Origin of the sequence: Streptococcus ovis DSM 16829 (genome assembly GCF_000380125.1) — a bacterium.
GTDB lineage: Bacteria > Bacillota > Bacilli > Lactobacillales > Streptococcaceae > Streptococcus > Streptococcus ovis.
Genome location: NZ_KB904574.1, coordinates 98,955 through 120,907 on the forward strand (window position 1 = coordinate 98,955; position 21,953 = coordinate 120,907).

Annotated in this window: 24 protein-coding genes; all 24 read left to right on the forward strand. The window is 42.0% G+C overall.

The features are described from left to right. Positions 1-18: 18 nt before the first annotated feature. Positions 19-1,800 carry an excinuclease ABC subunit UvrC gene (uvrC, locus tag A3I9_RS0105405; RefSeq protein ID WP_018378028.1) on the forward strand — a complete coding sequence of 594 codons (1,782 nt, stop codon included), beginning with the start codon at positions 19-21 and terminating at the stop codon, positions 1,798-1,800. A 415-nt stretch (positions 1,801-2,215) separates the two neighbouring features. Beyond that, complete coding sequence (eutM, locus tag A3I9_RS0105410) at positions 2,216-2,494, forward strand: ethanolamine utilization microcompartment protein EutM (RefSeq protein ID WP_018378029.1); 279 nt, start codon at positions 2,216-2,218, stop codon at positions 2,492-2,494. A gap of 26 nt (positions 2,495-2,520) precedes the next feature. Next, a complete protein-coding gene (locus tag A3I9_RS0105415; RefSeq protein WP_018378030.1) occupies positions 2,521-3,528 on the forward strand; it encodes a DMT family transporter in 1,008 nt (335 codons plus the stop codon). A gap of 3 nt (positions 3,529-3,531) precedes the next feature. Next, positions 3,532-3,816 (forward strand): hypothetical protein, encoded by a 285-nt coding sequence (locus tag A3I9_RS0105420; protein WP_018378031.1) that lies wholly within the window; start codon positions 3,532-3,534, stop codon positions 3,814-3,816. Positions 3,817-3,831: 15 nt separating this feature from the next. Next, entirely contained in the window at positions 3,832-4,128 is a 297-nt protein-coding gene (locus A3I9_RS0105425; RefSeq protein ID WP_018378032.1) for a BMC domain-containing protein, read from the forward strand. A 17-nt stretch (positions 4,129-4,145) separates the two neighbouring features. After that, positions 4,146-4,469, forward strand: coding sequence for a BMC domain-containing protein (locus A3I9_RS0105430; RefSeq protein ID WP_018378033.1), 324 nt, complete (start codon positions 4,146-4,148; stop codon positions 4,467-4,469). Positions 4,470-4,484: 15 nt separating this feature from the next. Continuing rightward, entirely contained in the window at positions 4,485-5,831 is a 1,347-nt protein-coding gene (locus A3I9_RS0105435; protein WP_018378034.1) for an aldehyde dehydrogenase family protein, read from the forward strand. 96 nt (positions 5,832-5,927) lie between these two features. Next, entirely contained in the window at positions 5,928-8,468 is a 2,541-nt protein-coding gene (gene cutC / locus A3I9_RS0105440; protein WP_018378035.1) for a choline trimethylamine-lyase, read from the forward strand. A 54-nt stretch (positions 8,469-8,522) separates the two neighbouring features. Next, the gene (gene cutD, locus A3I9_RS0105445) at positions 8,523-9,512 is read left to right on the forward strand and encodes a choline TMA-lyase-activating enzyme (protein WP_018378036.1); all 990 of its coding nucleotides are present in this window, start codon (positions 8,523-8,525) and stop codon (positions 9,510-9,512) included. 24 nt (positions 9,513-9,536) lie between these two features. Beyond that, positions 9,537-9,887 (forward strand): BMC domain-containing protein, encoded by a 351-nt coding sequence (locus A3I9_RS0105450; RefSeq protein ID WP_018378037.1) that lies wholly within the window; start codon positions 9,537-9,539, stop codon positions 9,885-9,887. Between the two features lie 8 nt (positions 9,888-9,895). Further along, complete coding sequence (locus A3I9_RS0105455) at positions 9,896-10,333, forward strand: EutP/PduV family microcompartment system protein (protein ID WP_169333648.1); 438 nt, start codon at positions 9,896-9,898, stop codon at positions 10,331-10,333. Then, positions 10,330-11,460, forward strand: a complete 1,131-nt coding sequence (locus A3I9_RS0105460) for a 1-propanol dehydrogenase PduQ (protein WP_018378039.1) — start codon at positions 10,330-10,332, stop codon at positions 11,458-11,460. Before A3I9_RS0105455 ends, A3I9_RS0105460 begins: the two co-directional genes overlap by 4 nt. A 53-nt stretch (positions 11,461-11,513) precedes the next feature. Next, complete coding sequence (locus A3I9_RS0105465) at positions 11,514-12,164, forward strand: hypothetical protein (protein WP_018378040.1); 651 nt, start codon at positions 11,514-11,516, stop codon at positions 12,162-12,164. Then, the gene (gene eutJ, locus A3I9_RS0105470; RefSeq protein ID WP_042361626.1) at positions 12,145-12,984 is read left to right on the forward strand and encodes an ethanolamine utilization protein EutJ; all 840 of its coding nucleotides are present in this window, start codon (positions 12,145-12,147) and stop codon (positions 12,982-12,984) included. The genes A3I9_RS0105465 and eutJ overlap by 20 nt, the downstream gene beginning before the upstream one ends. Before the next feature lie 13 nt (positions 12,985-12,997). Further along, positions 12,998-13,294 carry a EutN/CcmL family microcompartment protein gene (locus A3I9_RS0105475; RefSeq protein WP_018378042.1) on the forward strand — a complete coding sequence of 99 codons (297 nt, stop codon included), beginning with the start codon at positions 12,998-13,000 and terminating at the stop codon, positions 13,292-13,294. 72 nt (positions 13,295-13,366) lie between these two features. Beyond that, positions 13,367-14,005, forward strand: coding sequence for a cupin domain-containing protein (locus A3I9_RS0105480; protein ID WP_018378043.1), 639 nt, complete (start codon positions 13,367-13,369; stop codon positions 14,003-14,005). Between the two features lie 15 nt (positions 14,006-14,020). Beyond that, positions 14,021-14,653 carry a BMC domain-containing protein gene (locus A3I9_RS13815; RefSeq protein WP_018378044.1) on the forward strand — a complete coding sequence of 211 codons (633 nt, stop codon included), beginning with the start codon at positions 14,021-14,023 and terminating at the stop codon, positions 14,651-14,653. 24 nt (positions 14,654-14,677) lie between these two features. Next, positions 14,678-16,318: an acetaldehyde dehydrogenase (acetylating) gene (locus A3I9_RS0105490; protein WP_018378045.1), complete on the forward strand. Its 1,641-nt coding sequence runs from the start codon at positions 14,678-14,680 to the stop codon at positions 16,316-16,318. A gap of 12 nt (positions 16,319-16,330) precedes the next feature. Continuing rightward, positions 16,331-16,525, forward strand: coding sequence for a hypothetical protein (locus tag A3I9_RS0105495; protein ID WP_018378046.1), 195 nt, complete (start codon positions 16,331-16,333; stop codon positions 16,523-16,525). Positions 16,526-16,537: 12 nt separating this feature from the next. Continuing rightward, on the forward strand, positions 16,538-17,251 hold the full coding sequence (locus tag A3I9_RS0105500) for a phosphate propanoyltransferase (protein ID WP_018378047.1): 714 nt from the start codon (positions 16,538-16,540) through the stop codon (positions 17,249-17,251). Positions 17,252-17,267: 16 nt separating this feature from the next. After that, on the forward strand, positions 17,268-17,540 hold the full coding sequence (eutM, locus tag A3I9_RS0105505) for an ethanolamine utilization microcompartment protein EutM (protein ID WP_018378048.1): 273 nt from the start codon (positions 17,268-17,270) through the stop codon (positions 17,538-17,540). A gap of 20 nt (positions 17,541-17,560) precedes the next feature. Continuing rightward, a complete protein-coding gene (eutM, locus tag A3I9_RS0105510) occupies positions 17,561-17,836 on the forward strand; it encodes an ethanolamine utilization microcompartment protein EutM (protein ID WP_018378049.1) in 276 nt (91 codons plus the stop codon). A 20-nt stretch (positions 17,837-17,856) separates the two neighbouring features. Continuing rightward, positions 17,857-18,135 (forward strand): ethanolamine utilization microcompartment protein EutM, encoded by a 279-nt coding sequence (eutM, locus tag A3I9_RS0105515; protein ID WP_018378050.1) that lies wholly within the window; start codon positions 17,857-17,859, stop codon positions 18,133-18,135. A gap of 101 nt (positions 18,136-18,236) precedes the next feature. Then, positions 18,237-21,872, forward strand: coding sequence for a pyruvate:ferredoxin (flavodoxin) oxidoreductase (nifJ, locus tag A3I9_RS0105520; RefSeq protein WP_018378051.1), 3,636 nt, complete (start codon positions 18,237-18,239; stop codon positions 21,870-21,872). Positions 21,873-21,953 lie beyond the last annotated feature (81 nt).

Below are 21,953 nucleotides of genomic sequence, written 5' to 3' on the forward strand. Positions count from 1 at the left end.
TTCTGTTATAATAAACCTATGAATGACATCATCAAACACAAGTTAGAATTACTTCCAGATAGCCCAGGTTGCTATCTTCATAAGAATAAAGCTGGACAGATTATCTACGTCGGTAAGGCGAAAAATCTGCGGAATCGGGTGCGGTCTTATTTCCGTGGAAGTCATGATACCAAGACGGAACTGTTAGTGTCTGAGATTGCTGATTTTGAGTTCATCGTGACGGAGTCCAATATTGAGGCTTTGCTTCTAGAGATTAATCTCATTCAGGAAAATAAGCCCAAGTTTAACATCATGCTCAAGGATGATAAGTCTTATCCTTTTATCAAGATTACCAATGAACGCCATCCTCGTCTCATCATTACCCGACAGGTCAGAAAGGATGGAGGACAGTATTTTGGTCCCTATCCTGACGTCAATGCGGCGAATCAGACCTTGAAACTCTTGGAGCGGCTCTATCCATTTCGTAAGTGCAAGTTGCCTGAAAATAAATTCTGCCTCTATTACCACTTGGGGCAATGTCTAGCACATGGCGACCATATGCCTAGTCGAGAAGACTACGCTCAGATGGCGACAGAGGTCAGCCACTTTTTGAATGGACAGGATGACAAGATTGTTCGTCAACTCAAGGAAAAAATGCAAATGGCAGCCAGTGCCATGGAATTTGAACGCGCTGCTGAGTACCGTGATTTATTACAGTCTATTTCTACTCTAAGAACCAAGCAACGTGTCATGGCACATGATTTGCAGAATCGAGATGTTTTTGGCTACTATGTAGATAAGGGCTGGATGTGTGTGCAGGTTTTTTTTGTCCGTCAGGGCAAGCTTATTGAGCGAAATGTCAATCTTTTCCCTTACTATAACGATGCGGATGAGGATTTTTTGACCTACATCGGGCAATTTTATCGAGACCAGCAGCACTTAGTCCCAAATGAGATTTTTATCCCGCAGGATATTGATGAAGAAGCCGTTAAGGCGTTGGTGCCGACAAAGGTCGTCAAGCCACAACGTGGTGAGAAGAAGCAGTTGGTTAATCTCGCTACTAAAAATGCGCGAGTCAGTCTTGAGCAGAAATTTGATTTACTGGAAAAAGACCTCAAGAAAACGCATGGTGCTATGACAGACTTGGGGAAAGAATTGGGACTTGGGAAGCTTCGCCGGATTGAGGCTTTTGATAATTCCAATATCATGGGAACCAGTCCAGTTTCTGCCATGGTGGTCTTTGTCGACGGTCGTCCTAGCAAGAACAACTATCGCAAGTACAAGATTAAGACAGTTGATGGCCCAGATGACTATGCCAGTATGCGGGAGGTCATTTACCGCAGATACAGTCGAGTGAAGCGGGAGCATTTGCCTGAGCCTGATTTAATTATCATCGATGGTGGGCAGGGTCAGGTCAATGCTGCGCTGGATAGCTTGAAACGCTTGGGGATGGACTATATTCCTATCGCTGGTTTGCAGAAAAATGACAAACACCAGACGCACGAATTACTCTTTGGCAATCCTTTAGAAGTGGTTGAACTGGAACGTAATTCACAGGAATTTTTCCTTCTACAACGCATCCAGGATGAAGTGCACCGCTTTGCGATTACCTTCCACCGACAAGTCCGTAGCAAGAATAGTTTTTCATCCAAGTTAGATGGTATCGAGGGGTTGGGGCCAAAACGGAAGCAGTTGCTTCTGAAACACTTCAATTCCGTCACAGCCATACAGGAAGCGAGCGTGACAGAAATCGCTGAAGCTGGAGTCCCTTATCAAGTAGCAGAACGCGTGAAGGAAAAGTTGGAGGCAAGGATAGAATGAGGTTTCTGAAGTATTGATTTTTTTAGGAAAATTAACTGATTAGTTTCATTTTTATAAATATCTTAAAAAAGCTGGAAATGTTTCCAGTTTTTTTGCATACAAATAGAAAATACCAATTCTTTTAAAACTTACCCCTTGGGGAAAAGTTTTTTGAAGCTAAAATAAGTTAATTGTTCAGAAAATTCAATCTATATTTTTTTCATTAGAAAAAAGGAACTCAAAATTCTTAAATTGTATAGAAAATCACAAGAAAAAAATTTTTCAAAAAAATGTTGACTTTATCGTAATGGAAGGGTTTACAATTTAAATAATAACACTTGTTATTTATAGTAAACTTACACAAGTGAAAGAGGATTTATTAGAAAATCTCTAATTTTATTTTTTGAAAAAAATTTTTAAAAAGGAGGATTGTATCATGAGTTCTGAAGCATTAGGAATGATTGAAACAAAAGGTTTGATCGGCTCAATTGAGGCAGCCGATGCGATGGTCAAGGCGGCAAATGTGACCTTGGTCGGTAAGGAGTTCGTCGGAGGCGGATTGGTGACGGTTTTGGTCCGTGGAGATGTAGGTGCGGTGAAAGCGTCAACGGATGCTGGAGCAGCAGCAGCGCAACGAGTTGGTGAGTTGGTATCTGTTCATGTGATTCCACGTCCACACTCAGAAGTGGAAAGCATTTTACCAGCAAAAAAATAAATCAATGAAGAAGGAGTAGTTTTTCCATGGGACAAAATATGAATAGTGGAAATCACGGGACAGCAGATCAACAAATGGCAGCATTGACCAAGAAATTCCAGTCGATTGGGATTCGAAGTGGGATTATTTCAGGCTTGTTTTATGGCCTGTATTCCTTCGTAGTCATGATTATCAGTGGGTTTGACCCCATTAAGTCAGCCGTAGGGATTTTTGCAGCCCCCTTTGTGATGGGAGGACTCAATGACTTTCTTGGTGGATGCGTCTTGCTAGCAAATGTTATCCGTACAGGCAAGTTTAAAGAACTAGGTAGAAGCTTAGCGACCAAACCAGGGAAGATTATGTTATTTGGATTTATCTTGGGTGGTCCAATCGCGAACGGTGCCTACCTTGTAGGTTTATCACTTGCAGGTGCGTTTGCCATTCCAGTGTCTGCAACAACGGCAGCTTTCGGTGCTTTGTTTGCAGCTATCTTCTTGAAACAAAAAATCACTCCTCGTGTTGGAGCAGGGATGCTCCTTTGTGTAGCAGGTGCGGTTATCCTGAACTTGGTAAAACCAGAAGGTGCAACAAACTTTACATTAGGAATTATCCTAGCAGTTTTTGCGGCTATTTGTTGGGGACTTGAGGGAACGATTTCAAGCTTTGGTGGTGCTATGTTGGATTCAGAAGTGGCTGTTACGCTTCGTCAAATCGTATCTGGCTTGATTCAAATGGTCATCATTGTACCAATGATTGGTGCAACTGGTTTGTTTACTCAATTGATTACAGCTCCTCTTCCAATGGTTCTCTTATTAGTATCAGGAACTCTGGTCGGAATCTCTTACACAACTTGGTATCAGTCAAATGCCATGGTTGGTACAGCAATTGGTATGTCATTGAACATTACCTATGCTTTCTGGGGAGTATTCTTCAGTATCCTCTTCTTGGGACAAGCATTGACACCAACTATTGCAATTGGTTCGATCATTGTTATCCTAGGAGCAATCATTGTGACAACAAATCCATTGGATTTATTTAGAAAGAGTGAGGTGTAAGAAATGGGTCTATTACCAGCAAGAACAGCTGTTTTGAATTACATGAGTACAGTAGAAGAGGCGGATGTTCATCAAGTGATGGATGCCTTGAAATCACAGTATGGCAGTGAAAAACAATTTACAGTTCCACTGTTCATTGAGCACCTCATGTCCTTAGAGTGCAATGGATATGTGGAGCAAGTAGGCTATGATTTGGATGAAAGCCAACAATTAAGAGTATTGTACAAAATTAACGCTGACGGCTTAGATGCCGTGAAGAAATACATTTCAGCAGAACATAAAAGATAATTGGAGGAATGTTCAATGAGATATTATGGTGGACAAGCCTTGGGCTTAGTCGAAACTGTAGGACTAGTACCTGCGATGGAAGCATGTGACAAGATGCTGAAAGCCAGCGATGTCAAACTAGTATCCTATGAAAATGTCGGCTCAACTCTCGTAACCGTCATGGTTGTCGGCGACGTAGCTGCTGTTCGTGCTTCTGTTGAAGCCGGGGCAGCTGCCGCTGCAGCGATTGGTAAATTGACTGCGCATAATGTGATGCCAAGACCAATCCCAAGCGTCGGAGATATTGTGTCAGTACACGATATTGACAACTAGATATAAAGGAGAATACCGTGAAAAGATATCAAGCAATTGGGGCGATTGAAACATTTGGTTTAGTCTTTGCTTTGGAAGCAGCAGATGCCATGGTAAAAGCCTCTGAAGTAGAAGTTGTTGGTTATGAAAACGTTGCTTCTGGTTATATCTCTGTCATTGTTCAGGGTGAAACAGAAGCCTGCAAAACAGCCGTAGACGCTGGTGTGAAAGCTGTGGAAACAATGGGCGCTGAAGTATACAGCCATGTTGTTATTCCAGGGCCACACGAAGATCTTAGCAAAATTATTGATCGTTACTCATTGTCCGTTCTATTACCAGAAAGTCCAGAAGCCGAAGCATAAGAAAGTGTGTAGAGTATGTTGTATATTGACAAAGATTTAGCATCTATCCAAGAAATCCGAAACTTACTCTTGAATGCTCAAACTGCTTTTGCTCAATTACAAAAATTAACTCAGGCTGACTTGGATCAGTATAGCGCCACTTTGATACAGCGTGTTAAAAGAGATGGGCCGGCAGCCATCAAGGAATTCGTTGCCAAAAATCAGTTTGGTAATGAAGAGGATGAATGGTTCCTGTGCCAAGAATTTCTAAAACGCTTTGATGAAACCATACAAAAGGAAGTGTTTACTGGAATTATTGCAGGTAGTAGCGAGGAAAAAGTGATTGAAATCGGGGTTCCTTTAGGTGTGGTAGGTGTTTTGTTACCTGCCTATCCAACCTATACCCTGCTGGTCAATTTGTTATTACTGGCTATCAAATCTGGTAATGCGATGGTACTCGTTGCCAATCAATCCACTAAACAATCAACGATTGATGCGATTGGAAAATTGCTAGAGATGTTAGATGACATGGGATATCCCGAAGGTAGTCTTTCACTGGCTGAGACAGCAAATGACGCTGGTGTTTCAGAGTTATTACTAAGCGATAAATTATCACTGCTCATCAATATCGGCTGTCCAGAATACATTAACAATGACTTCCGGACGAATACCCCTCTAATTTATGGAGGAGAATCTTCGGGGCCAGTATTTATTGAACGAACAGCAGATTTGGAAAAGGCCGTCAAAGATGTCCTTCACTCTAGAAGTTTTGACAATGGAATCCTGCCAGGATCTGAGCAATTTCTCGTGACAGAGTATATCATCTCTGACCGTATCAAACAGATTATGGAAGCCAACGGAGGTTATATTTTAACTGAAGAAGATACCGCAAAATTAATTGCATTTCTAAAGGCTTCTGAAAAAAATATAATCAATAGTTATCATGGAAAATCAGCTATTTGGCTAGCAAAAATGGCTGGTATTGCTGTTCCAGAAGATACGCAAGTTCTCGTTTCAGTACAAGAATATATGAACGATGAAGACTTTTTCAATAAAAAGTTACTTTGTCCGATTATCGTTTTGTATCGTGAGCCTGATTGGACTTTGGCTTGCGTCAAATGTATGAGCATTTTATCAGAGTTACGGATGGGACATACCTTGACGATTCACTCAGCAGACTGGAAAGTCATCAAAGAGTTTGCAATGGTCAAAGCTGTTGGACGAATTGTTGTCAATGCACCGACAGCTTGTACTGCGACGGGTGTCAAATCGAGTTTTGCACCGTCATTGATATTGGGCGGTATTACCACAGGACGTGGGAACCGTTCAGAAAATATTACTCCAAGACACCTGACTTATACTCGTCAAGTAGGTTTTGAGTAAGGGGACAAGACATAAAATGTATAGTCCGAGCAGATGGGAGTTCATTCCACATAAAATGTCTGCAGTTCTATATAACAAAGAGAGGAAAGAATACCTATGGATATGAATGAATTTACAGCCAAATTGGAAGCGGCTACAAAACAGCTTAGCGAAGCAGAACGTGCGTCGCTCGTAAAAATTTTCCAAAGTGTTTCAGAAGATATTAAAAAACCAGAAGTAAAATCAGCACCAGTATTGGTCAGCGAAGGAACAGAAGTGCCTGATGGCATCACACCTCGTTTGCAAGCTTTGAAAAACCAATACCTCCATGCACGTCCAACAATTTCTTTGCTTCGTGCCATTAACTTGACACGTGTGTCAAAAGAAAATGAAGGAATGCCAAAAGCTGTTCTTCGTGGTACAGCCTTTAAAGAATTTTGTAAAATTGCACCACTGGTTATCCAAGATCACGAACTCTTGGTTGGTGCACCAAATGGTGGTCCACGTTGGGGTGCCTTCTCACCAGATATTTCATGGCGTTGGTTGCGTGATGAATTAGACACAGTATCTACTCGTCCACAAGACCCATATGATTTGTCAGAAGAAGACAAGAAAATCTTAGTAGAAGAAATCTTCCCATATTGGACAGGTAAATCTGTTGATGAAGCGTGTGAATCTCAATACCGTGAAGCAGGTGCTTGGGAATTGTCTGGTGAATCTTTTGTATCAGACTGTTCTTACCACGCACAATCTGGTGGTGGTGACTCCAACCCAGGTTACGACGTTGTTGGTATGAAGAAAGGGATGCTCGATATCAAGGCAGAAGCTGAGGCTCACTTGGCAGAATTGGATTATGCAAATCCAGATGACCTTGAAAAGATTTACTTTTATAAAGGACAAATCTTGACAGCAGAAGGTGTCATGATTTACGCACAGCGTATGTCTGATTATGCAGCTCAATTGGCAAGCAAGGAAACAGATCCAAAACGCAAAGCAGAATTGGAAATGATTTCTCGTGTCAATGCGAATGTACCAGCTCATAAACCAGAAACTTTCTGGGAAGCAATGCAATATTTGGTAACCATCCAACACTTGCTTCTTTGTGAAGAAAACCAAACAGGTTTGTCTATCGGTCGTGTGGACCAATACATGTATCCATTCTACAAGAAAGATATCGAAGAAGGCCGTATGACAGATTTCCAAGCATTTGAAATTGCTGGTTCTATGTTCATTAAGATGTCAGAAATGATGTGGTTGACATCAGAAGGTTCTTCTAAGTTCTTCGCAGGTTACCAACCATTCGTAAACATGTGTGTGGGTGGTGTAACACGTGAAGGTCGTGATGCGACAAATGACTTGACTTACCTCTTGATGGATGCTATTCGTCACGTGAAAGTATACCAACCAACCCTTGCAACACGTATCAATAACAAATCTCCTCGTAAATACTTGAAGAAAATTGTAGATGTTGTTCGTGCGGGTGTCGGATTCCCTGCTTGCCACTTCGATGATAGCCATATCAAGATGATGCTGGCAAAAGGTGTATCCATGGAAGATGCGCGTGACTACTGTTTGATGGGATGTGTTGAACCACAAAAATCAGGCCGTCTCTACCAATGGACATCTACTTCATATACACAATGGCCAATCTTGATTGAAACAACTCTTAACCGTGGTGTACCACTCTGGTATGGTAAACCTGTAACACCAGACATGGGACCACTTGATCAATACAAGACCTTTGAAGAATTTGAAGCAGCAGTTAAAGAAACTATCAAGTATGTAACAAAATGGACTTCTGTGATGACTGTCATTTCACAACGTGTGCAACGCGAATTGGCACCGGTTCCATTGATGTCTATGATGTACGAAGGTACGATGGAAAATGGTCGTGGTGTGAAATCTGGTGGTGCGATGTATAACTTCGGTCCAGGTGTTGTTTGGTCAGGTTTGGCAAACTACGCAGACTCAATGGCTGCTATCAAGAAATTAGTCTTTGAAGATAAGAAATATACTCTTGAAGAATTGAACAAAGCATTGGTAGCTGATTTTGAAGGCTATGAACAAATCAGAGCAGACTGCTTGGCAGCACCAAAATATGGTAATGACGATGACTATGTAGATTACTTTGCATCTGATATCATCGAATTTACAGAAGAAGAACACCGTAAATACAAGACATTGTACTCTATCTTGAGTCACGGTACTTTGTCTATTTCAAACAATACACCACTTGGTCAAATTACAGGGGCATCTGCTTCAGGTCGCCGTGCTTGGGCACCATTGTCAGATGGTATCTCTCCAGACCATGGTATGGATACAAAAGGCCCAACAGCGATTATCAAGTCTGTATCTAAGATGGCCAATGAAAATATGAACATTGGTATGGTACATAACTTCAAGATTATGGCTGGTTTGCTCGATACACCACAAGGGGAAGAAAGTTTGATTACTCTCTTGAGAACAGCAAGTATTCTCGGAAATGGTGAAATGCAATTCAACTACTTAGACAACTCAATTTTGATTGATGCACAAAAACATCCAGAAAATTATCGTGATTTGATTGTACGTGTAGCTGGATACAGTGCCTTCTTCGTTGAATTGTGTAAAGATGTACAGGATGAAATTATTTCACGTACTGTATTGACAAAATTTTAGTGAATAAGAAGTCGTTGCTGGAAAAGTGACGAGAATGATGGTTAGGAAGTAGTGATGGGAATGCAGAAGAAGAAACATGAGACACGAATTAATGTATTCAATGTCCAAAAATACAATCTTTATGACGGCCCTGGGATTAGAACCATTGTGTTTTTCAAAGGCTGTCCGATGCGTTGCAAGTGGTGTGCCAATCCAGAAGGGCTTGAGTTTGGTTCCAATGTCATGTACAAAGAAACCTTATGCAAGCCGTATAACTCGTGTGCGGCAACTTGTCCACTTGGTCAAATCTGTTTTTCCTATAGAAATCAAGAAAACCCTATTCCTTTTGACTACGCTGACAAGGAGCATCCAATTGATATCCGCAAGTACAAAAAACGCCTTCCTACAAAGGAAGATATCAAGGGTTGTCCTGAGGGTGCTCTGACTGTCGCGGGTGAATCCAAAACGATTTCTGAACTCATGTCCATCATTCACGAAGACGATGCTTTTTATGACATGTCAGGCGGAGGAGTGACCTTGTCAGGTGGTGAGTGTCTGGCTCAGCCAGAAGGCGCTATCGCTTTATTACGGGCTTGCAAAGAAGACGGGCTTAACACGGCTGTGGAAACGGCTGGTCATGTACCAAACAAAGTATTCCAAGCAGTCGCACCGTATGTAGACCTCTTCCTCTTTGACATGAAGCATATGGATTCGAAGAAGCACAATGAATGGACAGGGGTTGGAAATGAACGCATTCTGACCAATCTCAAATACGTCATTGAATCAGGTTATAATATTAAAATTCGCATGCCAATGCTGAAGGGAATCAATGATAGCCAAGAAGAAATCCAAGCGATTATTGAATTTCTCCTTCCTTACAAGGATTATAGTAATTTCCAAGGAATTGACCTATTACCATATCATAAATTAGGGGTTAATAAATACCATCAGCTAGGATTGGAATACCAAATCGAAGGGGATCCATCACTTAGCCAATATGATTTGGACCGAATTGAATCCTATATTTTAGCCTATGATTTTCCAGTAACAGTTGTCAAACACTAATACGGAACAAAAGGAGGTGCAGTCTTGATAGAGGGAATTGGAAAGATTGAGCGGATTATTCAAGAATCCGTTCCAGGAAAGCAGATTACCTTAGCGCATCTGATTGCTGCGCCCATCCAGGCTGTTTACCAAAGTTTAGGAGTTGAAGAGTTAGGGGCGATTGGAATTCTTGCCTTAACCCCCTATGAAACGGCCATCATTGCAGCAGACATTGCAGGAAAAGCAGCAGATGTGGATATTTGCTTTGTCGATCGATTTACCGGTTCGGTGATGTTTAGTGGAGATGTGCAGAGTGTTAAAACAGCTTTGCAATCGATTCTAGATTATTTCAAAGAGCAACTGGAGTTTTCAGTTGTGAATGTGACGCAATCATGAAGAAGCGCATGATGTTGATTGGTCCGAATGACCAAGATAAAAAAAAACTTGTCGCATTACTAGAGGAAGGCAAACAGATTCCTCCTGTGCAGTCGATGGTTTACCTTGATAAGACCATTCAAGTACCGAGTTCCTATCTAAGAGGCTCGGGGATGCTGAAGCATATTATTGCTACACAACAAAATGCAAGCGCTATCTTAATGTTGTTGTCGCCCGAACAATCCTTTCGAATTTACTCTCCTAATTTTGCAAAAGTGTTTCGCATACCGATTGTTGGGATTATATTGACAAAGCAAGGGTGCCACACTTTTGAGGACATTAAACGCTGTCGGAGTGAATTAGAAGAAGCAAAGATTGAACGCATCCAAGTGCTAGATTTAGAAAATGATGCGCACTGTCAACAACTCTTACACACTATAAGTCTTATTGAAGAAGGAATGATATGAAAACACAAGAATTTAGCGTAGGACCTAAATTTATCATGGGACATCATTCCACAGAAGAGCTTTCGAAATTAACTGTCAAAAAAGCCTATATCATCTGTGATCCCTTTATGGCACAAAGTCGCATGGTAGAGGCGGTTTTGAAAGAACTAATGAAAGCAGGCGCGGAGACAAAAGTCTTTTCCAAGGTTGTCCCAAATCCTACCATTGAAGTGATTGCTGAAAGTGTTTCAGAAATCAAAGAATTTAAACCAGATATTGTCGTTGCTTTAGGTGGCGGGTCAGCCCTTGATTCAACTAAGGCAGTTCTGAAAGTTTACACTGAATCTGAAAAAGTGGCTAAGCCAAAAATGATTGCCATTCCAACAACAAGTGGTAGTGGTAGCGAGATTACAGCTTTTGCCGTTATTTCAGATCCATTAAAAAATGAAAAATTTGTCATTATTGATGACTCCATGGTCCCAGATATGGCGATTTTGGATACTTACTTCACTATGAGTGTTCCACCAGCTGTCACCGCGGATGCTGGAATGGATGTCCTAACCCATGGTTTAGAAGCTATTGTGGCAAATGGAGCGACTGATTTTTCAGATGCTTGTGCCGAAAAAGCCATTACCTTGAGTTATAAATATCTTTTTGAAACCTATCAAAATGGTCAAAATCAATTTGCTCGAGAAAAAATGCATAATGCATCAGCGATTGCAGGTATTGCCTTTAATAACGCTGGCTTGGGAATCTGTCACAGTCTTTCGCATGCAATAGGAGCTTTCTTCCATGCACCACATGGCCGTATCAATACCATGCTCCTTCCACATGTGATTGCCTTCAACGCCTCTTTAAAAGAGAAGGAAGAAACAGCTGTTACAAGACGATATGCACAAGTAGCCAATCTACTGGGACTCTACGGACCAACGCCAACACATGGCGTTCGGGCATTGAACTATGCCATCACTAGTTTGGCGAAGAAAATGAGGATGCCAATGACGATTGAAGGGTTAGGAATTGATCGTCATGAATTTGAGAAAATGATTCCTGAAATGGCAAAACGTGCCCTTGCTGACGCTTGTACACCAGGGAACCCACGTTCTGTCACAATCGAGGACCTTGAGGCGATTTATCGCGCCTTGTAATCAATGGAAAACTTGAGAGGAATCATCAACTATCGGTAAAAGGAAGTAGTAAGATGAAATTTTTAACCGAAGATGATTTACGAGTCGAGTATCGTCAAGTTCCATTTGACACTTTTACCATCAAAAAAGCACAACGGTTGACGCCTGGAGCACGAACGTTTCTAGCAGACCGTAAAGTGAAGGTCATTGATGAAAATGATGTGACACCACCAAGCAAGCCAAGAAACAGTTCTCAGCTAGTTGCAAAACAAGAGGGGATTCAACAAGAAACGCTGATTTTTCAAACTGATTCAGATTGGTTGGATCTCCGTTGTGAATTCTTGCAGACGGCAGTAGACTTGGCGTCGATTGAGTTGGCTTTGGCACAGGAATTACATGCATTAGAGCGTTTTTTGGCAACGGCTCTGTCAAATGGCGAATGTATCTTGCCACCGATTTCTACAGGACAATTAGCTGAAGAAATGGTAGACAAAGCATTTGTCCATGGCAATCTTTCCAATGTTGGAATGTTTTTGCAAACAAATAATGGTCGCATCTTGACCAAACTCTATCCGCTTTATTTTCACTTAGAGAGAAGGATGGAAGGAAGTCAATGGCAAGAAGAGACGAATTTAAGTGAGTTACTGAATCGTCTTGGGCAACTTATTGCCCACTACTTAAAAACAAGAGAGGAAGTGAACAATGATGTCACAACAGTTACCTAAAACCTGTGATCAATACGTTGAAGAATTTGAACGTGCTGAAAAAAATCCAATCAAGGGTACCGGTCCGGTGTATTTGACAGGAGTGGATTTAGGAACTGCCTATATTGTTTTGGTAGTCTTGGATGAGAACAAGCAGATTGTTGCGGGAGCTCACAGACCTGCTTCAGTTATTCGAGATGGGATGGTTGTAGACTACATCGGAGCTATTCGGATTGTCCGTGAGTTAAAAGAATCCCTAGAAGAACAACTAGGAGAAGAGTTACTGTATGCAGCAGCCGCGATTCCGCCGGGAACAGATTTGTTGGATGGTGGAGCAATTAAAAATGTTGTGCAAGGAGCTGGATTTGAATTAACAGCTTTGTTAGATGAGCCAACAGCTGCCAATACTATTGTGGGACTACAAAACGGTGCTATCGTAGATATCGGTGGAGGAACGACTGGTATTTCTATCTTAAAAGATGGAAAAGTCATTAAATGTGTGGATGAAGCAACTGGTGGAACCCATTTTACCTTAGTCGTAGCAGGCGCTTATCAAATGAGTTTTGAAGAAGCTGATGCCTACAAACGTGATCCGAAACACCACAAAGAACTGCTTAGCGTCTTAAAACCAGTCATCGAAAAAGTTGCTTCCATCATTAAACGAAGCATCGAGGGAATGGATGTGGATGTGATTTACTTGGTCGGCGGGACAAGTTGTTTAGCTGGTATCGAGGAAATTATCGAGAAAGAAACCCACATCAAAACCATCAAACCAATTAACCCAATGTTTGTGACTCCAATCGGCATTGCAATGAATTGCAGTCAAGACATTCTCTATTAGAAAAGAGGCAGATATGCTTGTTGCAGAATTAGTTGATACAATTTGGGCAACTAGAAAGTCCGAAGCATTAAACGGTGTCAAGTTCCTATTGGCAGAAGTCAAGGGAGGAAGCCGAGCGGGTGAACTTCTTGTTGTTGTAGATATGATTGGTGCAGGCATTGGCGACCGGGTCATCATTGCGACTGGATCTGCAGCTCGACGAATGATGGGGGATGACCAAATGCCAGTTGATGCAGCAGTCATCGGGATTATCGATGAAAATTATGATGAAGTTAAAAAACAAAATGGAAAAATAGAACGATTCTCATAACTGAACTCGGGTGTTCGCACATGATATCACCGTTCATGTCCCACACCCTCGTATCTAAAAGAAGGAGAAGATATGGCAAAATTAATTACAGCAAAAGATGTTTTGCAATGCCACGAAGCTGGTCAAACAGTTTGTTACCTTGAACCAGGAACAATCGTCACACCAGCGGCTCGTGATGAAGCAAAAAAACATGGAATTTGCTTTGAAGATGGTAAAGAAGTATGCTTATCAAAAGGGTCTTCAGAAAAAGGACTGGATGGGATTACTTCTGATGAATTATTGTGCCTATTGAAAAAATTATTAGTAGCAGACGACGCAACGCCTGCCAAAGAAATTCCACCTTATCGTTGTGTATCTCATGCAAATGGGTTGAAAGTCGTAAAAGGTGGAACCGTTCGGATGGATGATTTTGACACCGGTACACCAGGTGCTAAAGTTGGTTTCCAAGAATTAGTCAGCAAAGACGAATCCAAAATGAGTGCAGGTTTCCTAACTATTGATCACTCAAAATTTGCTTGGAAACTCCCATACGAAGAGATTGACTACGTCATTTCAGGAACCGTTTCGGTTGAAATTGATGGGCAAACTTATGTTGGCCGTGCAGGAGATGTACTCTTTGTACCAGCTGGCTCAGATGTTATCTGGGGTTCACCAGACAATGCCAAAATTTTCTATACTACGTACCCTTCAAACTGGTCTGATTTGATGTAATGAGAGGACTCCACTATGAAGGCATTAGGAATGATTGAAACCTACGGTTTTATCGGTTCCGTAGAAGCAGCTGATGTGATGCTAAAATGTGCAGATGTTTCTCTTTTAGGAACCGAAAAAGTTAGCGATGGCTTATACTACATCAGTATTACTGGTGATGTTGGAGCCGTTAAAACAGCTGTCGATGCGGGTGCTGAAGCCGTTCGACGCCTTGGAGCAAATTGTTTACAAGGTGCCCACGTTATTCCACGCCCAGACGACCAATTAGCGGATCTCCATCATCCAATCACTGTGTCAAAAGAAATCACTCAAGAAGAGCAGGTTGTGCAAAAAGAACCGATTGTACAAGCAGAAGTACCTGTTCCAGTAGAGCCTGTTGAAAGCGAAGAAGATATAGAACAATTAGAACCTGTATCTGAACCAGATACTATAGTTGCTGATTCTTCGGTAGAAACGACCGCAAACAACTTGACCTTTAAAGAGTACAAGAGAAAAGTTGATCGGGCGCGTGCGGCAGAACTAAGAGAAATGGTAGCACAGAATCCTCGTATTGAGATTGGAGAAGAAGCCTTGAAGAACTTAGTCCGACGCGAAATGATAGCACTTCTTTTGGAAGATTTCAAGGAACAAGATAAAGAAAACAAGTAAAAGAAAATTTTTGGGGGTCGGATGATGAAAACATTAGACGTTGATCTCTGTTCAATCCAAGAAGCACGAGATCTTGTAAGGAATGGGAAACAAGCTGCCAATATAATAGCGACTTTCTCAGATGAACAAATTGATGCCATACTAAAAAATATTGTCAAGGCAGTTGGGGCAAATGCCTACTACCTAGCAGATATGGCAGTGGAAGAAACAGGCTTTGGGAAAATTACAGATAAAGCCTACAAAAATTATGCAGCAGCGCATTTACTTTACGATGAAATCAAAGACATGCAAACATCAGGTGTTCTTGACTTTGATGAAGCGAAAAAAGTATTTACTGTAGCAGAACCAATGGGACTTTTGCTAGGAATTACACCTTCAACAAATCCAACATCGACGGTGATTTTCAAGAGTATGATTGCCATCAAGTCACGCAATGCAATCGTGTTTGCGCCACATCCATCAGCTAAACGGTGTAGCAATGCAGCGGTTGATATTGTGAGAAAAGCAGCGGTGGAAGCTGGCGCACCAGAACATATTGTCGGTGCAGTTTCTAACCCATCACTTGCAGCAACCAATGAATTGATGAACGCGAAAGATGTTTCCATGATTATCGCAACGGGCGGTCCTGGCATGGTCAAGGCAGCCTACAGTTGTGGGAAGCCAGCTATCGGTGTAGGAGCGGGAAATTCTCCAGCTTATATCGAACGCACTGCAAATGTGGAAAAAGCCATTCGCTCAATTGTAGCTTCCAAAACCTTTGACAATGGTACAATTTGTGCATCTGAGCAATCCATTATCTGTGAAGAAGTCAACAAAGATGAAGTGATTCGTGAATTGACGAAGCAAGGTTGTTACATGATGACCAAGGAAGAAACAGACAAGGTCTGTGAGTTACTGTTCCGTGGCAATTCACATGGTTGCAATCCAGCTATGAATCCAAAATTTGTTGGTCGTCCTGCAGTTGAAATTGCAGAAGCAGCTGGTATCAACGTACCAAAAGATACCAAGATTTTGGTTGGTCCACAAGCCGGTGTTGGTCAAGGAAATCCTTTATCATTTGAAAAATTAACAACAGTACTTGGTTTCTATGTTGTGAAAAATTGGGAAGAGGCTTGTGCACTCAGTATTCGCCTTCTCCAAAACGGAATTGGCCATACCATGAGTATGCACACAGAGGATCCAGATATGATTCTGCGCTTCTCTTCTAAACCAGCTTCTCGTATTTTGATCAATACAGGTGGTAGCCAAGGAGGAACCGGTATTTCAACTGGTTTACCAGTTTCCTTCACACTTGGATGTGGAACAAGCGGTGGTAGTTCTGTTTCAGATAACCTTTCACCAAAACATTTGGTCAATATCAAGACAGTTGCTTATGGCGTCAAAGATGTCACAACCTTAATTGACGACCCTGTTTTCCAATCATTGCCAAAATTAGCAATGCCTGCTGAAGCACAACCAGATGCTATTGCATCCGCTAGTTTACATACAGGACGAAGAGGTCCAGTTTATCAAACAAATGATTTTTTGAAACAGACACCACAGTCTATTCAAGAAAAGTATGAACAAGGAACGACTTCTCAGGCGGTACCTGCTGCAACAACTGCTACGGGTGTTGACAATGAGGCTATTGTTCGTGAAATCTTATCTGCACTTCGACAACAATAAGGAGGCGATTCGATGGAAGAATTAGAAGAACTATTTTATCAGGCGATTGATCAATTAAGTGGTCAATCTCTTGAGGAAAATAAGGAAGTACAGCTAGATGCCGTTGGATCTGCTAGCGTGCATGTAGGCCAACCATCAGCAAGTGAAGCCGACATTGATAACGAAGCGGTTGTTCGTGAAATTTTATCTGCACTTCGACAGCAATAAGGAGGGGATTCGATGGAAGAATTAGAAGAATTATTTTATCGAGTGATTGATCAACTTGGTAGTGAGTCAACTCAACCTCCAGTTGTTGTCCCTCACACAGCAAGTAACCAACCAGCAGTAGCATCCATCACCTCGCAAAAGAAACTGGATGTAGACGGTTTTGCAATCCCACTTGGAGTGTCCAATCGCCACATTCATTTGTCTCAAGCGGATGCTGATGTATTGTTTGGACCTGGTTATGAATTTCAAAAGTTAAAAGATTTGTCTCAAATCGGTCAATTTGCGATGCGGGAATGTCTCTTTGTAGCAGGACCAAAAGGTGTCATAGAAAAAGTTCGTATTTTAGGACCTGTACGCAGTCAAACTCAAGTTGAAATATTAGCATCTGATTGTTTCAAATTAGGAATAGACGCTCCACTTCGTCTATCAGGAGATCTTGCAGGTTCACCTGGTTGTACCTTGATAGGACCAAAAGGTTCTGTACAATTGACGAAGGGATGCATCGTTGCGAAACGCCATATCCATATGTCACCAGTTGATGCACAAGAATTTGGCGTTGTAGACAATCAGGTTGTTTCGTTGGAATGTCCAGGAGAACGCGGAGGAATTCTGAATAATGTAACGATACGCGTTCATGAGACATTTACGTTAGAGTGTCATTTAGATACAGAAGAAGCCAATGCCTTAGGTATATCGGCCAAAAACAAATTAAAACTAATAAAATAAAAGGTAGGTAATACATATGTCATCAGAAGCATTAGGAATGATTGAAACAAAAGGTTTGATTGGCTCTATTGAAGCAGCCGATGCCATGGTCAAAGCAGCCAATGTAACTCTCATTGGCAAAGAACGCGTTGGTGGCGGATTGGTGACTGTTATGGTACGCGGTGATGTCGGTGCTGTGAAAGCAGCGACAGATGCTGGAGCAGCCGCAGCACAACGTGTTGGTGAATTGGTATCTGTCCATGTGATTCCACGTCCACACACAGAAGTTGAAACAATCTTAGCAAAATAAAGCAAAGGAAGGTAACGAACATGCATTCAGAAGCATTAGGAATGATTGAAACAAAAGGTTTGATTGGCTCTATCGAAGCAGCCGATGCGATGGTTAAAGCAGCCAATGTAACCTTGATTGGTAAAGAACATGTTGGTGGCGGCTTGGTCACTGTCATGGTACGCGGTGATGTAGGCGCTGTGAAAGCAGCAACAGATGCTGGAGCAGCAGCGGCACAACGTGTTGGTGAATTGGTATCTGTACACGTGATTCCACGCCCACATACAGAAGTCGAAACAATTTTGGCGCATAAATAACATAAAGGTAGGTAATACATATGTCATCAGAAGCATTAGGAATGATTGAAACAAAAGGTTTGATTGGCTCTATTGAGGCAGCCGATGCGATGGTTAAAGCAGCCAATGTTGTGTTAGTTGGCAAAGAGCATGTTGGTGGCGGATTAGTCACTGTCATGGTACGCGGTGATGTCGGTGCTGTGAAGGCAGCGACAGATGCTGGAGCAGCCGCAGCCCAACGTGTTGGTGAATTGGTATCTGTACACGTGATTCCACGTCCACATACAGAAGTCGAAACAATTTTACCAAAACACAACTAAAACAATCGTAGTAAAGATACGCAAGAAACGCCCATCCTAATCAAGAGGGTGGGCGTTTTTAGCCAATAGAGAAGCAGTCACAAAAAGGAGGTGAGAGTACGATGGCACATCAAGAGATAATGGATGGCAATACAGCAGCAGCGCATATAGCCTATGCTTTTAGCGAAGTTGCAGGTGTTTACCCTATTACGCCGAGCTCTACCATAGGAGAAAGAGTAGATATTTGGCAAACAGAAGGCCGAAAAAATCTCTTTGGTCACCCCTTACAAATTGTTGAAATGCAGTCAGAAGCAGGTGTAGCTGGCTTTGTCCACGGCTCTCTAAAAACAGGAGCTTTGACGACGACATTTACATCTTCACAAGGCTTGCTACTGATGCTTCCAAATATGTATAAGATTGCAGGAGAGCTGCTACCGACAGTTTTTCATGTAGCAGCACGCTCCGTCTCTACCAATGCCTTGAGTATTTATGGCGACCACAGTGATGTGATGGCTGTACGTCAATCTGGGTTTGTGATGATGGCTGAAAGTTCTGTGCAAGAAGTGATGGATTTATCAGCTGTCGCTCATCTCGCTAGTTTAGAGACTAGTTTACCATTTCTCAGTTTTTTTGACGGATTTCGGACTAGTCATGAACTGCAAAAAATCAAAGTTCTAGACTATGAAGAACTCGAAGGACTCATTCACCAAGAAGCATTGGAAACCTTCCGCTTGCGGGCAATGAACCCGAACCATCCTTCTGTTTCAGGAACGAACCAAGGTCCAGACATCTTTTTCCAACAACGGGAAACCGTTAATCGAAACTACCAAGTGACGCCTTATGTTGTGAAAAAATACATGGATCAGATTAATCAGATTCAAGGAACGGATTATGATTTGGTCAACTATTATGGTCATCCAGAAGCGACAGAACTCATCGTTGCAATGGGCTCTGTTGCTCAAACAATCGAACAGACCGTGGACTATCTTAATCAATTGGGACGGAAAGTTGGTTTCTTGCACATTCATCTCTATCGCCCATTTCCGGTAGAGTCCTTCTTGGAAAAAGTACCTCAGACCATCACTTCCATAGCGGTCTTAGACCGTACAAAAGAACCAGGTTCCATTGGTGAACCACTCTTGTTGGATGTGCAGGCTGCCTTTTACGAAAGTCAGCTTCGTCCTCGGATTATCGGGGGACGCTACGGTATCGGTTCCAAAGATACAACGCCAGAGCAAATTGTAGCGATTTATGATGAGTTGCTGACTGCTAGTCCTAAAAGACAATTTACAGTTGGGATTGACGATGATGTAACCAATTTATCTCTTACCACAGGACCAAGTCTTGACCTAACACCATACGGTACATTTCAAGCTAAGTTCTGGGGAGTAGGAGGAGATGGAACTGTCAGCACCAGCAAATCCCTTCTTAAGCTTATCGGACGGCAAACGGACGAAGAAATACAAGGTTATTTTTATTACGATTCTCGTAAACAACGCGGGTTGACTATCTCTCAGCTTCGTTTTGGAGAGGAAGCGATTCGCTCAACCTATTCAATTCAAGAAATGGATTTTGTAGCGGTATCAACACCAGCTTACTTAGCCAAATATGATGTGACAAAAGGCTTGAAACCTGGTGGAGTTTTCCTACTCAATACACCTGATAGCGTAGAGGGAGCTGCTCGCAAATTACCGAAGAAACTCAAAAAATATTTTGCAGAACATCAGATTCGGTTCTATATCATTGATGCCTTTCAAATTGCTCAAGACACAGATATTTTTCCAAGGACAAGTATCTGTTCAGAAGCAGCCTTTTTGGAAATTGTCAACCTGTTTCCTAAGAATACGATTCAGCATGTATTAGAAGAAGAAATCGAAAAAATCTATGGTCATGCATCAAACGATAAATTCGCTAAGTATTTAGTGGCGATTCGTCGTTCAATAGGAGCAGTTCAACAAGTACCTGTTCCTGCCGACTGGAAGGATTTAACAGTCAATGAGCAGTTATTTGACAAAGACTTAACCCGTTTTTCTTGCCAGATTCAATTGCCGATGAATCACTTAGAAGGAGAAACGATTTCTGTTGGAACCTTGATAAATAATGGAATGACAGCAGGTGATATTCCGCTAGGTCTAGCGCCACAAGAAAAACGAAATATTACATGGGAAGTTCCAGAGTGGGATAATAACCACTGCGTTCAATGTAATCTATGTTCCTTTGTGTGTCCGCATGCAGCCATTCGTCCGTTCTTAGCAGAAGAAGACGAACTGCAAGTAGCACCAGAAGGCTATCGTGTCATGGATTTCAAAGGAAAAGATGGTCTATTCTACCGTATTCAAGTTTCTGTAGAGAATTGTACAGGGTGTGGCTTATGTGTCAATGCCTGTCCAAAATCAGGAAAAGCGCTGAAAATGCGTCCTGTACATCAACGAACAGAAGAAGAGGTGAGTCAAGAAGTTGTCAATTGGGCTTTTGCACAAACGCTACGTGCTAAAGAAAATCCTGCTAAGTCTGGAACGGTTGCTTGTACCCAGTTTGAACAGCCACTCTTAGAATTTTCAGGAGCCTGTGCGGGATGTGGCGAGACACCATATGTGAAACTCCTAACTCAGTTATTTGGGGATCGTATGCTAATCGCCAATGCGACAGGTTGCTCCTCTATTTGGGGAGGAATGGCTCCAACGAGTCCTTACAGTAAAAACTGTCACGGTCAAGGTCCAGCGTGGAGTAATTCGCTCCTAGAAGACTCTGCTGAGTTTGGCTATGGTATGGTCATTGCTAACGAAGCTAGACGAAAAGCTCTCATCCCGATGATGCAAGAAGCGATGGCGGTGGCGGATACAGATCTACGCTCATTGTTGCAAGATTGGATAGATCATATGGATGAAGGTCAAGGCTCTCGTGCTCGTTCGACCAAACTAACAAGTCTCTTGCAAGAAGTCAAGGGTTCTTATCCGATTCTCCAACAGCTCTATGACAAACGTGATTTGTTTGTGAAACCTTGCCAGTGGATTATTGGTGGAGACGGTTGGGCTTATGATATCGGATATGGTGGCTTAGATCATGTCCTCGCAAGTGGTGCAGATGTTAATATTCTTGTTTTGGATAATGAAGTCTATTCAAATACAGGCGGTCACCTCTCCAAAGGAACCCCTACCTCAGCTATTGCAAAATTTTCTGCGGCTGGAAATCGCAGTGCGAAAAAAGATTTGGGCATGATGGCGATGACATATGGAAACGTCTATGTTGCTCAAGTAGCGAGCGGTGCCAATCCTGTACAAGTGATAAAAGCTTTTGAAGAAGCTGAACGTTATCCAGGACCATCTATTGTCATTGCCTATGTTCCATGTATCAGTCATGGTTTACAAGGCGGATTGAGAGAGTCATTAACCGAAGCTAAAGAAGCAGTGGACTCAGGCTACTGGTCTCTCTACCGTTACAATCCTCTTTTAGCAGAGCAAGGAAAAAAACCAATGATATTGGACTTTAAGCGTCCTGACTTCAATCAGATGATTGATTTTATGTTGAAACAAGAACGTTTCTCAGCTCTTTATCAGGTGCAGCCAGATGAGGCAAATCGTCTATTTGAACAAACTGTCGCTCAAGCAAAACGCCGGTTTACACAATATGCGACCCTATCTGGAGATTCTGAGCGAATTACGAAAAGCTTAGAAAAGAAACGTGTAAAAGAAAGTAAAAAGGTAATTGAAATCAGTGAAGATTCTCTTCAAGACATCTTGAAGAACCTTGAGTTTTAAATGGTCAACAATTAAAGAAAAAGATTCCATCTCTGTTGTGGATGGTTATCCTTTTGCTATTTATGCAAAACCAACAATAAA

Excerpts from the sequence above, each read along its gene's own strand:
- uvrC (WP_018378028.1), top strand. The coding sequence starts at position 19 with ATGAATGACATCATCAAACACAAGTTAGAATTACTTCCAGATAGCCCA.
- eutM (WP_018378029.1), top strand. The coding sequence starts at position 2,216 with ATGAGTTCTGAAGCATTAGGAATGATTGAAACAAAAGGTTTGATCGGC.
- A3I9_RS0105415 (WP_018378030.1), top strand. The coding sequence starts at position 2,521 with ATGGGACAAAATATGAATAGTGGAAATCACGGGACAGCAGATCAACAA.
- A3I9_RS0105420 (WP_018378031.1), top strand. The coding sequence starts at position 3,532 with ATGGGTCTATTACCAGCAAGAACAGCTGTTTTGAATTACATGAGTACA.
- A3I9_RS0105425 (WP_018378032.1), top strand. The coding sequence starts at position 3,832 with ATGAGATATTATGGTGGACAAGCCTTGGGCTTAGTCGAAACTGTAGGA.
- A3I9_RS0105435 (WP_018378034.1), top strand. The coding sequence starts at position 4,485 with ATGTTGTATATTGACAAAGATTTAGCATCTATCCAAGAAATCCGAAAC.
- cutC (WP_018378035.1), top strand. The coding sequence starts at position 5,928 with ATGGATATGAATGAATTTACAGCCAAATTGGAAGCGGCTACAAAACAG.
- cutD (WP_018378036.1), top strand. The coding sequence starts at position 8,523 with ATGGGAATGCAGAAGAAGAAACATGAGACACGAATTAATGTATTCAAT.
- A3I9_RS0105455 (WP_169333648.1), top strand. The coding sequence starts at position 9,896 with ATGATGTTGATTGGTCCGAATGACCAAGATAAAAAAAAACTTGTCGCA.
- A3I9_RS0105460 (WP_018378039.1), top strand. The coding sequence starts at position 10,330 with ATGAAAACACAAGAATTTAGCGTAGGACCTAAATTTATCATGGGACAT.
- A3I9_RS0105465 (WP_018378040.1), top strand. The coding sequence starts at position 11,514 with ATGAAATTTTTAACCGAAGATGATTTACGAGTCGAGTATCGTCAAGTT.
- eutJ (WP_042361626.1), top strand. The coding sequence starts at position 12,145 with ATGTCACAACAGTTACCTAAAACCTGTGATCAATACGTTGAAGAATTT.
- A3I9_RS0105475 (WP_018378042.1), top strand. The coding sequence starts at position 12,998 with ATGCTTGTTGCAGAATTAGTTGATACAATTTGGGCAACTAGAAAGTCC.
- A3I9_RS0105480 (WP_018378043.1), top strand. The coding sequence starts at position 13,367 with ATGGCAAAATTAATTACAGCAAAAGATGTTTTGCAATGCCACGAAGCT.
- A3I9_RS13815 (WP_018378044.1), top strand. The coding sequence starts at position 14,021 with ATGAAGGCATTAGGAATGATTGAAACCTACGGTTTTATCGGTTCCGTA.
- A3I9_RS0105490 (WP_018378045.1), top strand. The coding sequence starts at position 14,678 with ATGAAAACATTAGACGTTGATCTCTGTTCAATCCAAGAAGCACGAGAT.
- A3I9_RS0105495 (WP_018378046.1), top strand. The coding sequence starts at position 16,331 with ATGGAAGAATTAGAAGAACTATTTTATCAGGCGATTGATCAATTAAGT.
- A3I9_RS0105500 (WP_018378047.1), top strand. The coding sequence starts at position 16,538 with ATGGAAGAATTAGAAGAATTATTTTATCGAGTGATTGATCAACTTGGT.
- eutM (WP_018378048.1), top strand. The coding sequence starts at position 17,268 with ATGTCATCAGAAGCATTAGGAATGATTGAAACAAAAGGTTTGATTGGC.
- eutM (WP_018378049.1), top strand. The coding sequence starts at position 17,561 with ATGCATTCAGAAGCATTAGGAATGATTGAAACAAAAGGTTTGATTGGC.
- eutM (WP_018378050.1), top strand. The coding sequence starts at position 17,857 with ATGTCATCAGAAGCATTAGGAATGATTGAAACAAAAGGTTTGATTGGC.
- nifJ (WP_018378051.1), top strand. The coding sequence starts at position 18,237 with ATGGCACATCAAGAGATAATGGATGGCAATACAGCAGCAGCGCATATA.